We start from the raw sequence: 14,365 nt of genomic DNA on the forward strand, positions 1-14,365 counted from the left end.
GCAAAGCCTTGACCACATGGCCGCAAACCCGCAGTTTGCCCCGAAATCGCGCCTGACAGATCGAGCATAAAATGGCCTCCAAAACTGCCCCCTTCGCCCCGTTTGAGTGGATGATCGCATGGCGCTATCTGCGCGCCCGCCGCGCCGAGGGCGGGGTGAGCACGATGACGTGGATCAGCCTGATCGGCATCACATTGGCGGTCTTTGCGCTGATTGCGACGCTTGCCGTGCGCTCGGGCTTTCGGGCCGAGTTTGTGGATACGATCCTTGGCGCCAACGCCCATGTCACCGTCTACGAGATGGGCGTGGTGCAGCCCAACGGCATGGTGGACCGCAAAATCCGCGATTATGATGCGCTGGCCGCTGGCATTGCTGCCGTAGACGGTGTCACCCGCGCCGCACCCATTCTGCGCGGTCAGGTCATGGCAACGTTTCAGGGCAACAACGCAGGGATGGAGATTTACGGCATCAGCGCCGAAAACCTCGCCACCATCCCGCGCATCGCCAATCCGCAGGCGGCTTCGGGCGACATCGCCCGCTTTGGCGAGGGGGTCGCCATCGGATCGGGGATTGCGCGGACCTTGGGCGCGCAGGTGGGCGACCGTATCCGCATCATTTCGCCTGATGGGGTCAAGACGGCGTTCGGCACCTCGCCGCGGGTGAATGCCTATGAGGTGACCTATATCTTCACCGCCGGCCGCTATGACATCGACCGCACCCGCGCCTATCTACCCCTGGCCGAGGCGCAGAGTTACTTCAACTCCGAAGGGGCGGTGAACGAGATCGAGGTGATGGTGGCCGAGCCTGACGCGATTGACGGCCTCAGCCCCGATATTCTGGCGGCGGCGGGCGATACCGCGCTGATCTGGACATGGCGCGAGGCGTCCTCGGGGTTTTTGAACGCGCTGGATATCGAGGATAATGTGATGTTCGTGATCCTGTCGATCCTTGTGCTGATCGCGGCGATGAACATCGTTTCGGGGTTGATCATGCTGGTCAAAAACAAGGGCCGCGACATTGGCATCCTGCGCACAATGGGCCTGTCCGAGGGCTCGGTCCTGCGGGTGTTTTTCATCTGCGGCGCCTTCACGGGGATCATCGGCACGGCGCTGGGCGTGATCTTTGGCTGCCTGTTTGCGCTATATGTCGATCAGATCTTTGGCTTTGTGAACTGGATGTCGGGGGGCAACGCGTGGGACCCCTCCATTCGCGGCATCTACTTCCTTCCCGCCAAGTTGGAGTTCGGTGATGTCATGTCTGCTGTTGCTCTGTCGCTGGGCCTGTCCTTCATCGTCACGATCTTTCCCGCGCGCCGTGCGGCGCGGATGAACCCCGTCGAGGCGCTGCGTTATGAGTGATCCTGTTTTGGCCCTGTCGGGCATCACCAAAGCCTATAACCACGGCCTGCCAAACGAAGTCACCGTGCTGCGCGGGATCGACCTGAGCGTGGCACGCGGCGAGGTGGTCGCACTGGTCGCGCCTTCGGGGGCGGGCAAATCCACGCTGCTGCATATTGCGGGGCTTCTGGATACGCCTGACGCGGGCACGGTTGCGATTGATGGCGCGGATATGACCGGCAAACGCGATGCGGCCCGCACGGCTGTGCGGCGGCAGGACGTAGGCTTTATCTATCAATTTCACCATCTGCTGCCTGAATTCAGCGCGCTGGAAAATATCGTGCTGCCGCAACTGGCCAACGGGGTCAGCCCGAAGGCCGCGACCGCCCGCGCGATGGATCTGTTGACCCAAGTGGGCGTTGACGCCCGCGCCGCGCACCGCCCCGCCGCCCTGTCAGGCGGAGAGCAGCAGCGCGTGGCCTTCTGCCGTGCGCTGGCCAATGGTCCTAAACTACTGCTGGCGGATGAGCCGACAGGCAACCTTGACCCCGCCACCTCCGAGACGGTGTTCGCCGCCCTAATGGAGCTGGTGCGCAGCACGGGATTGTCGGCTCTGATCGCGACCCACAACCTTGAACTGGCCGCCCGCATGGACCGCCAGATCAGGCTGGAACAAGGTGCGCTGACTGCGCCCTGAGGGGCGAAAACTTCGCGAAAGCACCGCAGTAGAACCCAAGTCTGACCACATTTGACCTGTATTCGAGTTAAAACGGAAACAACAAGACAGGTCCCGCTATGTCCGCACTTTTGACCATGCTTTTGGCATCAATCGGCCCGCTTTTAGTGGGGTTCGTGAATCTTGACGACGACCCTGCCGCGGATGATGAAGACGATGCACTCCCCGAAGAAACGGCAGAAGACCCCATTGAAATCATCGATGTAGAGACTTTCATCCAGAATGCACGCAGCCTTGAAGATAACGAGGGCGACGTGCGCACCAGCCGTGGCACCGATGCGGATGCGGCATTTGTCGCGGAAGCGGATAGGGCGGTTAGCCATGATGCCTCGGGCGGGAATGACACGCTGACGGGGTCCGCGTTGAACGATACGCTTGCGGGTGGCAATGGCGCGGATGTGATTGAGGGCGGCAACGGCGACGATGCGCTCTTTGGCGCGTTCGAGCGCGCAACCCGCCCCGATGATGACGCCAGCGATACGCTGATTGGTGGCGCAGGCGATGATACGCTGTTCCTGGGCGATGGGGATACGGGCACAGGTGGCGAAGGCCGCGACGTCTTTGTCACCACACAAGACGCGCAAGATGCCACAACGCCTGTGACCGTGACCGATTTTAACGCATCCGAGGACGCCATCGCGGTTGAGACCGCAGCCCCCGATACCGCCAGCATCACAGAACAGGTCGTCGAAGACGGCGGTTTGCGGATCGAGCTATCCACAGGGCTTAGCCTGCGGTTGGAGGGCGTTGATGCGCCGGTTGATGCAGGTGCTGTGCAATTTGTGCCTGTACCGGCCCTGCTGGAGAGCTAAGCAGGCTTGACGCCGCGTGGGCTGGCTGTTCTGTCAAAGGAAATATCCTTTTGCAGAGCGGTGATCATGCCACAAATATCCCTCGATGAAATTGAACAAACCGTCCGCCGTGCACTGGCGGTCCACGGTGCCGGTGCCTTTGCCGCGGCCGAAGTGGCGCGTGCTGTGCGCAAGGCGGAAAGCGTTGGCAACAAGATTTGCGGGCTCTACTATGTCGAGAGCTATTGCCAGCAATTGCGCAGTGGCCGCGTGTCGGGCACCGTCACCCCGCAGGTGAGCAAGCCGCGGGTAGGGGCGGTTGTGGTCGATGCGGGCTTTGGCTTTGCGCAGCCGGCGTTTTCACACGGGTTGCCTGTGGCCTTGGATGCGGCGCGTGTGAACGGTGTGGCGTCCTTGGCTGTGGCCCATGCGCATACTTGTACATCGCTGGGATATTTCACCGAACAGATTGCCACTGCGGGCATGATCGGGATCGGTTTTACCAACGCCTCGCCCATCGTGGCGGCACCGGGCGGCAAAACCCGCGCGATTGGCACTAATCCTATCGCCTTTTCCGTGCCGGACGGGCAGGGCGGCATTGCCATGCAATTTGACCAGTCCACCACCACCGTCGCCTTGGGCAAGATCACCATGGCCAAAGCCGCGGGGGAGCGTATTCCAGAAGGGTGGGCGCTGGATGCGCAGGGCAACCCCACCACCGACCCCGATGCCGCGATCAAAGGCTCGCTTGTTTCAATGGGCGGCTACAAAGGCTGGGGCTTTGGCCTGATGGCCGAGGTGCTGGCGGCGGCGATGACGGGCTCTGTGTTGTCGCGCGATGTCAAACCGCTCAAAGCGCCCGAGGGCGCGCCGCATGATCTGGGGCAGTTCTATTTGTTGATTGACCCTTCGGCGCAGTCCGATTTCGGCGACAAGATCGCCGCTTTGGCGGACCACATCGCGCAAGACGAAGGCGCACGGATGCCAGGCCGAAACAAAGTCGCGATGGACCCTGTTGAGGTGGGCGAGGAAACTTGGGCACAGATCACGGCGCTCTCTAAGGCTTGAGGAGGGCGCGATTTTTTCGAAAAAATCGGCCGGAATTTTTGAAAATTCCGGTGGTGGCCTACCCTTGCTGGGTCAACCAGACGCCAAAGGCCATCACACCAATCCCCGCCGCCCGCGTCAGCGAGACAGGCGAGAGTTGCGCACCAAACAGCCCGAAGTGGTCAATCAACGCCGCCGAGAAAAGCTGCCCCAGTAGTACAAAGAACACCGCATTCCCGATGCCGAAATGCGGCGCGATGAAGGTAATGCTCAGCAAATAGAAGGCGATCAACACGCCGCCAAAGAACAGGTATTTCGGCGCCGTCAGCAGCTTTGCAAACCCCTGCGGCGCGTGGATCATCGCCACCACAAACGCCGAGGCCAAGGCCACCACAAACAGCACACAGGCCGCCGCCGCAGGCGAGCCGATGCGCCCGCCAAGCTGCGCATTCAGCGCCGCCAGCACAGGAATACCGATCCCCGCCAGCACCATGATAATCGCGTAATGTGTCATACCGCCCCTCACGTGCAGATGCGGGCGATGTTGACACCGTCCCAAGGAACCCGCACGTCATGCGCAGGGCTTTGCGGTAGCGGGGCGACAGGCATAACCTGCGACACCAGCCCATGCAGCCGCTTGGTCCGCGCCCCTTGCGGGTTCAGCGCGGTGCAACAGACCATCTCCTCCACGATCGAGCCTTGCTGCTCGAACCCGAAATCGAGGAACTTGCGGTCTTTGAGATCAAACAGATAGGGATCATCGCTCACCTGATGCTCTCGCGCGGCTTTGAGTGGGGAATAGCCGGTAAGCTTGCGGTTTTGCCACTGCCAGACGTGGGTCAGCTCATGCGCAAGCAGCATCGCGGCGACCAGCCCGATGCGGTCGGGATAGTCGGGCAGATAGTCGTCCAGATACCAGTCCTTGTCGAACAGTACACGGTTATAGAGCGCCACGGCAGCGGGCTTGGAGGTTACAATCTTCTCTTCCGTGTTCGGGGGAAAGATCAGCTCCCGACAGGTCGTGCGCGGCCGCGGCTTGCGTTTGAAGGTGACGGCACGGGTGGGGGCGCCGTCATGCAGGCGGACTTTGGAGACGTCGAGGGCGGGGCCGTGGATGGTGGCGGCAAAAGCGCGCTCGGTCTCGGTGAGCGGGCGCGAGGGCGCACAGGCGGTGAGGATGAGGGCGAGGAGGAGGGCGTAGCGCATGGGGGTATTAGTGCGGAACCTCGAACCAGACGCAAGACCAATCATCGCGAAGCGTGGTGTGGAAAATCAGCGGGCAATCAATGCGCTGCGAGACAACAGATGTTCCTGCCACCAAGGCGCGCAAGCGCGCCTAGCCCCCTCCCTTCCCCCCATGGGGAGGGGGCTTTGGGAGTAACTTGCAAAGCAGGTTGTGGATAGGGAAGCGAAAATTAAGTGGAGGAAGAAACTGATGCGATTGCCGAAGATTTAACCCAATCGTTTATGATATCCTCACTGGTGTTTACAAAAAGTGCCACGTGTTGCACCCGCATTCGTATCTTGGAACCATCTACCGCCTTTGGCTTCCCGTGCGAGTTGATATGAGCTGAATGGACGATATCGTTCCGCATATCTACCAATTTGTCGATGCTCTTTGGCACGGAAGATTTACCAATTTTCTTAGTTACCCTTCCACTAAGGCCATTAAGATCAATTCCGGAAAAGAGGTTGTCGATCGATTTCGTTCGGTTTGTGGTTTTCTCACTTAGAGCCGATGTTAGAAGCGACCTAATCCTACGGAATGGCCGCTTCATCACTGCAATTTCTAACGCAGCCTCGGTGTTTAGACCTGCACGTGAAAGTTGCTCTAGCAACTCTTTGTTGGGTTTTGCTTTTCTCAGGTAGCCTGCAAGTACATCGCAAAATTTGGATGTGAAATAATGATCGTAGGCTGCTACCGAAAGTACGGCAGCTGATCTAGATAAGTCATCATTTGGTTCTTCTTGGCTTTCCGCAAGGTCTAGGAGAGCCAAAGCTCGTTCCAAAGAATTTGTGAAATAGTTGTGTGGTTTACTCAAACATCCAACTCCTCCACAAACCGCGCGTTCTCCTGAATATACTGGAACCGCAGTTCCGGCTTCTTGCCCATCAACCGCTCCACCAGATCGCCTGTCTCGCCCGGCACGTCCTCGTCCACGGACACGCGGATCAATTTGCGGGTGGCGGGGTCCATGGTGGTTTCCTTGAGGTCCTTCGCATCCATCTCGCCCAGACCTTTGAACCGCTGCACGTCGATCTTGCCTTTGCCGCCCAGACCTTTCTCCAGCAGGGCGTCCTTTTCGGCGTCATCGGCCACATAGACGCGTTTCGCGCCTTGCGTCAGGCGGTAGAGCGGCGGGCAGGCCAGATACAAATGCCCTGCGTCGATCATGGGCCGCATCTGGGTGTAGAAGAACGTCATCAGTAGTGCTGCGATATGCGCGCCGTCCACGTCCGCGTCGGTCATGATGATGATCTTGTCATAGCGCAGATCGTCGAGGTTGAATTTCGTCCCCATGCCAACGCCCAACGCCTCGCATAGATCGTTGATTTCGGCATTCGTGTTCAGCTTGCCCGAGGCCGCCCCCAGCACGTTGAGAATTTTACCCTTGAGCGGCAGCAGTGCTTGGTTCACGCGGTTACGCGCCCCCTTGCCAGAGCCCCCAGCCGAGTCGCCCTCCACGATAAACAGCTCCGTCCCCTCGCGGGATTTGCTGGTGCAATCGGTCAGCTTGCCGGGCAGGCGCAGCTTTTTGGTGGCCGACTTGCGGGCGGTCTCTTTTTCCTGACGGCGGCGCAGGCGTTCTTCGGCACGCAGCACCAGAAAATCAAGGATCGCGCCTGCGGATTTTGTGTCTGCCGCCAGCCAGTTGTCGAAGTGGTCGCGCACAGCGCCTTCGGTCATTTTGGCCGCAGCTTCGGTGCTCAACCGGTCTTTGGTCTGGCCCACGAACGCAGGGTCGGCGATGAAGCACGACACCAGCGCACAACCGCCTGACATCAGGTCGTCCCGCGTGATCTGGCTGGCTTTTTTGTTGTTGGAAAGCTCGCCGTAGGCTTTGATGCCTTTCAGGATCGCGGCCCAAAAGCCCGCGACATGGGTGCCGCCTTCGGGCGTGGGGACCGTGTTGCAATAGGACTGGATAAAGCCGTCGCGGGCAGGGGTCCAGTTGATTGCCCATTCCACCTTGCCTGCTTCGCCGAACTTCTCGCCGAAATCCACGGTGCCCGCAAAAGCGGCTTCGGAATAGGTGGTGGATTTGCCCAGCGTTTCCGACAGGTAGTCGGACAGACCGCCGGGGAAGTGGAAGGTCGCCTCTTGGGGCGTCTCGCCATCGCTGATCGCCGACTTCCAGCGGATTTCGACGCCCGAAAACAGGTACGCCTTGGAGCGGATGGAGTTGAACAGCCGCGCGGGTTTGAATTTGTGGCTGCCAAAGATTTCCGCGTCAGGGTGGAAGGTCACGGTGGTGCCGCGGCGGTTGGGGGCGGCGCCGATCTTTTCGACCGGTCCCAGCGGGATGCCGCGTGAAAAGCGTTGCTCATACAGCTCTTTATTGCGGGCCACTTGCACGACCATGGAATCCGACAGCGCGTTCACCACGGACGCGCCAACCCCGTGCAAACCGCCCGAAGTCTGATACGCCTTGCCCGAAAATTTGCCGCCCGCGTGCAGGGTACACAAGATCACCTCGAGCGCGGATTTGTCGGGGAATTTGGGGTGCGGATCAATCGGGATGCCGCGCCCGTTGTCGCGCACGGTGAACGAATAGTCCTCGTGCAGCTCCACCTCGATCCGGTTGGCGTGGCCTGCCACTGCTTCGTCCATCGAGTTATCAAGGACTTCGGCCACCAGATGGTGCAATGCGCGTTCGTCTGTGCCGCCGATATACATGCCGGGGCGTTTGCGTACAGGCTCCAGCCCCTCCAGCACCTCGATCGAGGAGGCATCATAGTCGGTGGGATCGGGGGCATTGCCAGAGAGAAGATCGGACATGGGGTGCGCCTGTTGTTGCTTTTGATTGGCGGCTATTTTGACAGGCGCGGGGCGGAGGGGCAATCGCCGCGTGGCTGTTATCCACATGAATTGCATGTTGTGCCCTTTTCGCAGGGCGGTTTGCGCGTTAAATGCGGCAAAAGACAAGGGAGACCAGCGATGCCCGACACCCCCCCGCAGACACTGCGCGATTTGCCTAACTGGCGCTACTTGTTGCAAGAATATGATGAGTTGTATCGCTATCTGCCCGCAGGGGGCAGTGATCGCATCCGCGGCCATCAGCGCAAAGTGCGCGAGGCAATCAGCCGCTTGCTCAAGAAAAACGCGGTGGTGCAGGTGCAGCCGCGTGCCGAAAAACCTGTCACAGCGCATTTGCGCCGCGCGTTGGATGAGGGGCGACAGGGCGTTCTGGCCCCTGTGGTGCGTGCGTTCGATGCGCTGGATTCGCAACTGAGCTGGCAATACGGCTATGAAAAAGTGCCAAAGGGTCTGGCCAACAGCTATGCCTATGCCGAACTGGCGGGCCAGAACGGGCCTGTGATCTGTGACGACTTGATCCTTGGCGTGGTGCTGTTTGCGCCGGGCTGTACCTATCCCGCCCACGCCCACAAAGGCATCACCGAAAGCTATGTCTGCCTGTCTGGCGCGGTGAGCGAGAACCATCAGGGCGTTTATGTCCCCGGCTCGATGATCTTTAACCCGCCCGATCATCTCCACCGCATCACCGTAGGCGACCGAGAGCCCGCGCTGCTGGCCTATGCGTGGATTGGTGATAAGGCGGATTTACACGCGCAAAAGATGGTCTTTACCCGCGCCCGAAAATAGATCGGGCAGTCATTGCTTGTTTGGGCTTCTGGCGCGGATTGAGAGGCTGGTTTGTGTTTTCCATGGACCTATGAGTCGCAGTGGCAGCCTTTGATCTTGCGGCGATGAAGCCAATAGGTTCTACAAAGGGTCGTGACAAAAGTAATTTAAAAAACGCTTGAACGCTTTAGAGGGTGGATCAGGCTTGAGACGTATTCGTACCGCATTGGCAACTGTTAAAAATCGGCTGCTATTTTTGGCAGGAAAATTGGAGTGCGAAACACATTACTACCGTCCTGACCGCGTTATTCTTGACTATAGCGGCGGAAACGCACAGGCGCCCATATTCGTAGTATTTCATGGCGGTGGATGGTTTGCGGGAACGCCAAATGACGTATCGCATTGGTCAAAGTACATGGCGCCCTACGCCTCCAGGTTTTTGTTTGTCGAATATAACGTGTTTGCAATTCACGGCGGTGGAATTGACCGCTCGATTTCGGATGCGGTTGAAGCGACTTTATGGGCAGAAAAGCGATTTCCAAATAAGAAGATCATTTTGGTTGGCTTCAGCGCCGGGGCCTTGCTGGCGTTGCATGCTGCGCAAGCGGTTGCCAGTAGGATCGCAGGTATGATCCTGTTTTCACCTGTTACCGATGTCGGTCCGGAAGGGTATCGAAACGGAATGATCCCGCAGGCGCGGCGTGCAGATATCTCGCCCGATCCTGCCGTTTTTTCGCAGCTTCCCGAGGACGCATTTATTGGAATTCTACACGGCGAAAATGACGATGTTGTCCCGATTGAATGCTCCGAGCGGTTTGTTGCAGCGCTGCCTTTGTCATCCGAGAGAAAGCCATTTGTGCGCATTCCGGATCGCAACCACGGTTTCCAAGATCATTCTATGATTGACCGGTCCGCAGCTTTATCAGAGATAGAAGATATATTGCACAAACACGGGTATTCGCGCCGCTGGACGTCGAAGACAGGTTGACAAGAGCGCCGCAATACTCTGTCCGGCAAAAGCGATTTACCCGGCGCCACGGCAAAGCTTGATTGAGACCAGACCGGACCTGCAATGCGATAATCGGCTTTCGCGACCGACGACCCTTTTGCCGAAAACACCATTTGGGCTTTTGTAGGGCTGATGTTCTTGTGGGCTGGCAGGTCCACCGCAGGCTCAGGCGCTGCGGCGGAAAGGCACGGCTTGTACGGTGCTTTGCTGAGCATCCCCCTCAAACGAAAACAGCTTCGTCGATCGCTTCAATGCTTCGGCGCCCTTTGTGGTTTCGCTGCTGGCGGCTGAAAGCTGTTGTACCATGCCCGCGTTTTGCTGTGTTACGCGGTCCAGTTGCGTCACCGATACATTCACCTCTGACAGGTTGCTGGCCTGATTTTTCGACGCGGTCGAGATTTCACTGACAAGGCCGCTGATCTCTTCGACCATACCCACAATCTGGGTCAGGGAGGTGCCCGTATCTGAGACCAGGGAAACTCCGCGCTGCACGTGTTGCGAGCTGCTGTTGATCAGGTCGCTGATCTGTTTGGCGGCTTCGGTGGCACGTTGCGCCAGCGCCCGCACTTCCGAGGCGACAACGGCAAAGCCACGCCCCGCTTCGCCTGCGCGGGCCGCTTCGACGCCCGCGTTCAAGGCCAACAGATTGGTCTGGAACGCGATGTCATCAATCAGCCCGATGATTTGCGAAATCTCGTCCGAGGACGCCTTGATCTGTTGCATGGCGTCGACAGCCTGATGCACGATTACGCCGCCTTTCTCAGCGTGGCCTTTGGTCGCCAGAACAAATTCATCCGCCTTGCCCGCACCTTGTGCCGTGGCTTTGACGCCGGTGGCCAGTTCATCCAGCGCTGCAACCGTTTCCTCCAACGAGGCGGCCTGATTTTCGGTGCGCCGTGCCAGATCAGAGGTGGCGCCCTGCACCTCATGCGAGCTTGTGTTGATCTGCTGGCTACTTTCCACAACCGACCCCACCAGCTGGCGCAGCCGCTCGCAGCTTGCGTGATAATCGCCGCGCAGGGTTTCATAACGCCCGCCAAACGGCGCAGAGATCGTATGGCCCAGATTACCATCAGACATCTGCCGCAACCCCGTCGAGAGTTCGGAAACTACTCTGGCCTGAACCTCCTGATCCGCTTCTTGTTGCTGTTTGGCGGTGTCCGCCGTGGCAAGCATACGGCTTAGATCACCAAGGCTTGTGGCCAGATCGCCGATCTCTCTCAGGTCGTTTTTGCGTTTCTCGACCGAATTTTCGAAATCACCGTTCGACGTGGCGACCAGCGCTTCGGTCACGGCCTCCAGCCGCGATGTGACCCGCTTGCGGACAATGATCAGCGCCCCCAATACCAAAGCCACAACAAGCGCGAGGATCACGCCGTTGATAACAAGGCTGTTCCACGCGGCAGTCCGGCGTTTCCCCCAATAGGTCAAAAGCGCCGCACCCGCTTCCTTTGACAGGCCCGCCGCCTGTCCCAAGGCATCACTGGACAGTTGGAAGAAGCTGTCAAAGCTGATGGAATAGTCGATGACGTCCCCGAAACCATTGCTTGTCATCTCTGCATCCAAAGTATTTATCGCGTCGATATACGTGCCGAAATATGCGGCCTGGGCTGCGGATGCCATCTGCTGCAATTCTGGCGGCACTTCGCCGTTTGCCAGTGTGTTGTCGACGTTCTGCCACGCCCCGAAAGAGCGCGTGTTCTCGATCGCGACTGCGGCCTTGGTTTGTGCGTCAAAGGGGCGGCCCGTCAGGGTTGCGATGGCATAATAGGTCCGTGCGCGCCCGCCGAATTCGCGGATCTCCCACGCGCGTTCTTGCAAGATCGACAGCGATGCCGCCTGACTCGAGGTGAGGTTGTTTTTATAGATCATCAGGTCTGACAGGTTTTTCAGGCTCGAAATCGCCTCTTTCAACTCGAACGGGAGGTTGTAGGCGCGGGCCGCTCTGCGTTTGGCGCTGCCGTTGGCCAGCATGATATCAACCTCGTCGCGCAGCGCGCCAACCTGCGCCCGCAGCTCGGATGCTTGCGTGGCGAACTTTGACTGGCTTGGCAGTTCCCTGATCGTTTCGAGCTGGCTTTTTGTGCTGTTGAACAGGCGGTCAGACAGTTGGCGTTGCTGGTTGATCAGATCAACAAGCGCTTGCGGCGCAGGTTCGTCCAGCGCAAGGGCAACCTGCGTGACACTGCGCTCGAGCGACAGGGCAACAGTGCCGTCAATCCACGCGGTACGCGCCTCTGCCAGTTCGGACAGTTGCCCGACGCGTTGGTAATCGCGAGATGCCTCAACCAGTGTCAAGCCTGATTTTGCCGTGGCAAACAGCCCGATGGTCAATATCAGCGCGCTGAAAACAAAAGAAATCCGCATAAAGCCCTCCAACGATTCCGCCCAGTGGATAGGGGCGGTCTATTAAGAAAGGGATAAGCGAGTGCCGCCAAACGGGCGGCGGGGCGTATCGGTTGTCTCCGACTTTTGGGGAAATCCAGTTGCCCGCGCCCTCAAAGCCAGTCGAGAATCGCATCGGCCACCGCCTGCGGTTTCTGGTGGTGCAGCCAGTGGTCCACGCCTTCAATCTCGACCCTTGTGAGGTCGGGGGCGTAGTCCTCCAGCCCTGCGTGGGTTTCAGGCAGCAGCGCGGTATCCGCCGTGCCCCATACCAGCAGATGCGGGCAGCGCACTTGCAGCCGCGCAGGATCAAACACCAGACCCGAGATTTCCTCACCTGTCTGACCGATCTTGAGGGGCGAGGCGCGGTACCAGTTGACCATCCCGCGCAGGCCAGCCGCGTCGCGCCACGCCTCTTTGTATTGCGTCAGCGTTTCGCCTTGCAGCCAGTCCATATTCATATGGGCCGAAAACAGCGCCATCAGTTTGGCGAAATCATTGGAGGCCAGCAGGTCCTCGGACCCTTCGCGGCGCAGAAAGTGGATGTATTGCGAGGCATCCGTCTGCGTCCCGCCCTTGGCCAGCTCACGTTGGAACGGCGCGGGATGCACGCCGTTCAGGATGATCAGCTTTGAGACAAGATCGGGCCGCCCGATGCTGAGCGCATAGGCCACGGACGCGCCCCAGTCATGGCCCAGCAAGATAACGGGTTCCTCCCCGATCAGCGCGGCCATATCGCTGACCAACAGGGCGGTTTTATACTGCTCGGCTTCGGCGGGCCGCCAGCTTTTGCCATAGCCGCGCTGGTCGGGGGCGATGCAGTGGAACCGCTCGGCCAGCAGCGGGGCCAGATCGGCCCACGCGCCAGAATACTCGGGGAATCCGTGCAGCATCAAAAGGCGCGGCGCGTCCTTTTTACCCCAATGGCGCACAAAGAAGGGGTTGCCATTCAGGGTGACTTCCTCGGTCCAGTGGTCGGTCATGGTGTTGTGCTCCCGTGTAGGCTTTCGAAATTGAGGCCGGTTGCGGTCCCTGCGGCGAAGCCGTGGAACGCAGGCGTTAGATAGTCCTGCATCACGGCGTCTTTGCGCAGATGCAGGCCAAAGAAGGCAGTGGCATAGTGTTGGGCGATGTTGTTCATCCGCACCGTATCCCACACCGGATCGGCGTAATGCTGGAACGGCGCCCAGCCTAACCGCTCTGATACGGCGTAGGAGCAGGGCGGCGCGGGGTAGGGGGCGGCGGCGTTGTGGCCTGCATGGGCAAAGCTAAGCAGATGGCGGTCCACGGACACTGCGCCGTCGAACAGGCCACGCATCGCAACGTAGCCCGAAACGTCATCCGCCGTCCCTGCCATCAGCAGCATCGGCACACGCAGGCCCGCCAGACCGTCCGCAGCCCACATGCCGTAAGAGTTGCCCCACGGGCCGATTGGTATAATGGCTTTAATACGTGCGTCGTGCAGGGCGGCATGGCTGTCTGTGCCCGCCACGTGCCGCGCCAGCATCCGCGCGGGCGGGGCGCGCTCAAACGCGACAGCTTCGGACGCAAGGCCCGCGCCCGCGGTGATCAACGCGCCGTAGCCGCCCATGGAATACCCGACAAGCCCCGTGCGGGTGCAGTCCACTAGGGCACCAATGTCTCCGCCCATCGCGGCCATCGCATCCAGCACGCCCAGTTGGTCCAGCGGGCGGTGGAGCAGGGTGATACCAAAGGCATCCGCGTCGTCATAGGTGCTGCCCGTGTGGTCGCAGGCGGCCACGACGTAGCCGTGGGAAGCCAATGCCTCGGCCAGATGGACCATCAGATAGCGGTTGCCGGGATAGCCATGGCTGATCACGATCAGCGGGGCGCGGGCATCTGGAAGGGCTGGCGCATCGCGCCGCGCCTGACCGCGCAACGTGGCCCGCCGTGTGCCGCAGCGGATCAGCGTGTCATAGCTGCCGCCTTGGGGCGTATCGGCGGCGGCGGGGTACCATATCTCAAGCGGTAGCTCGCGGCTGGCCCCTCGGGCTTGCGTGCGGGTGATGTCGGGTTGGTCTTCGAAACGGATCACCGTGGTGCGCACGCCGATCGCGTGCTGCCCGCGTGCGGCAAGGGCGGGGGCATAAGGGGTGATCTGGTCAATTGCGGTCTGGGTCATGCGCCGCAGCCTAGGCCACGGGTGCGGGTTCGCACAATTGCCATCCCGCAGACGTTACGTAACTTCATACAGGCACGCGTCTGCCGGCTGCGTGCATTTCGTGCCTGTTCGGG

At 59.8% G+C, this 14,365-nt stretch carries 13 protein-coding genes; 6 read left to right on the forward strand and 7 right to left on the reverse strand.

What is annotated here, in order from left to right; all coding sequences use genetic code 11:
* Nucleotides 1–71 precede the first annotated feature (71 nt).
* From ABMC88_RS05785 to ABMC88_RS05800, 4 genes are all read left to right on the forward strand, one after another.
* Nucleotides 72–1,358, forward strand: a complete 1,287-nt coding sequence (locus ABMC88_RS05785) for a lipoprotein-releasing ABC transporter permease subunit (protein ID WP_349575889.1) — start codon at nucleotides 72–74, stop codon at nucleotides 1,356–1,358.
* Complete coding sequence (locus tag ABMC88_RS05790) at nucleotides 1,351–2,034, forward strand: ABC transporter ATP-binding protein (RefSeq protein WP_349575890.1); 684 nt, start codon at nucleotides 1,351–1,353, stop codon at nucleotides 2,032–2,034. The genes ABMC88_RS05785 and ABMC88_RS05790 overlap by 8 nt, the downstream gene beginning before the upstream one ends.
* Before the next feature lie 98 nt (nucleotides 2,035–2,132).
* On the forward strand, nucleotides 2,133–2,885 hold the full coding sequence (locus ABMC88_RS05795) for a hypothetical protein (RefSeq protein ID WP_349575891.1): 753 nt from the start codon (nucleotides 2,133–2,135) through the stop codon (nucleotides 2,883–2,885).
* A 66-nt stretch (nucleotides 2,886–2,951) separates the two neighbouring features.
* Nucleotides 2,952–3,932 carry an Ldh family oxidoreductase gene (locus tag ABMC88_RS05800; protein ID WP_349575892.1) on the forward strand — a complete coding sequence of 327 codons (981 nt, stop codon included), beginning with the start codon at nucleotides 2,952–2,954 and terminating at the stop codon, nucleotides 3,930–3,932.
* Between the two features lie 58 nt (nucleotides 3,933–3,990).
* Here ABMC88_RS05800 and ABMC88_RS05805 read toward each other — a convergent pair whose 3' ends face one another.
* From ABMC88_RS05805 to parE, 4 genes are all read right to left on the reverse strand, one after another.
* The gene (locus tag ABMC88_RS05805; RefSeq protein WP_349575893.1) at nucleotides 3,991–4,425 is read right to left on the reverse strand and encodes a DMT family transporter; all 435 of its coding nucleotides are present in this window, start codon (nucleotides 4,423–4,425) and stop codon (nucleotides 3,991–3,993) included.
* Nucleotides 4,426–4,433: 8 nt separating this feature from the next.
* A complete protein-coding gene (locus tag ABMC88_RS05810; protein WP_349575894.1) occupies nucleotides 4,434–5,117 on the reverse strand; it encodes a hypothetical protein in 684 nt (227 codons plus the stop codon).
* Between the two features lie 209 nt (nucleotides 5,118–5,326).
* Nucleotides 5,327–5,953, reverse strand: a complete 627-nt coding sequence (locus tag ABMC88_RS05815) for a HEPN domain-containing protein (RefSeq protein WP_349575895.1) — start codon at nucleotides 5,951–5,953, stop codon at nucleotides 5,327–5,329.
* Nucleotides 5,950–7,911, reverse strand: coding sequence for a DNA topoisomerase IV subunit B (gene parE, locus ABMC88_RS05820; protein ID WP_349575896.1), 1,962 nt, complete (start codon nucleotides 7,909–7,911; stop codon nucleotides 5,950–5,952). Before parE ends, ABMC88_RS05815 begins: the two co-directional genes overlap by 4 nt.
* 159 nt (nucleotides 7,912–8,070) lie before the next feature.
* Here parE and ABMC88_RS05825 point away from each other — a divergent pair, with 159 nt between their 5' ends.
* Nucleotides 8,071–8,736 (forward strand): dimethylsulfonioproprionate lyase family protein, encoded by a 666-nt coding sequence (locus ABMC88_RS05825; RefSeq protein WP_349575897.1) that lies wholly within the window; start codon nucleotides 8,071–8,073, stop codon nucleotides 8,734–8,736.
* A 184-nt stretch (nucleotides 8,737–8,920) separates the two neighbouring features.
* A complete protein-coding gene (locus tag ABMC88_RS05830; protein WP_349575899.1) occupies nucleotides 8,921–9,703 on the forward strand; it encodes an alpha/beta hydrolase family protein in 783 nt (260 codons plus the stop codon).
* A 186-nt stretch (nucleotides 9,704–9,889) separates the two neighbouring features.
* On the opposite strand, the gene ABMC88_RS05835 is transcribed toward ABMC88_RS05830, so the two are convergent.
* The 3 genes from ABMC88_RS05835 to ABMC88_RS05845 all read right to left on the reverse strand — a co-directional run bounded on the left by ABMC88_RS05835 (nucleotide 9,890) and on the right by ABMC88_RS05845 (nucleotide 14,252).
* Complete coding sequence (locus ABMC88_RS05835) at nucleotides 9,890–12,091, reverse strand: methyl-accepting chemotaxis protein (RefSeq protein ID WP_349575900.1); 2,202 nt, start codon at nucleotides 12,089–12,091, stop codon at nucleotides 9,890–9,892.
* Between the two features lie 131 nt (nucleotides 12,092–12,222).
* Complete coding sequence (locus ABMC88_RS05840) at nucleotides 12,223–13,092, reverse strand: alpha/beta fold hydrolase (protein WP_349575901.1); 870 nt, start codon at nucleotides 13,090–13,092, stop codon at nucleotides 12,223–12,225.
* Nucleotides 13,089–14,252, reverse strand: coding sequence for an alpha/beta hydrolase family protein (locus tag ABMC88_RS05845; protein ID WP_349575902.1), 1,164 nt, complete (start codon nucleotides 14,250–14,252; stop codon nucleotides 13,089–13,091). Before ABMC88_RS05845 ends, ABMC88_RS05840 begins: the two co-directional genes overlap by 4 nt.
* Between the last annotated feature and the right edge of the window lie 113 nt (nucleotides 14,253–14,365).

It is taken from the genome of Sulfitobacter aquimarinus (genome assembly GCF_040149565.1).
GTDB lineage: Bacteria > Pseudomonadota > Alphaproteobacteria > Rhodobacterales > Rhodobacteraceae > Sulfitobacter > Sulfitobacter aquimarinus.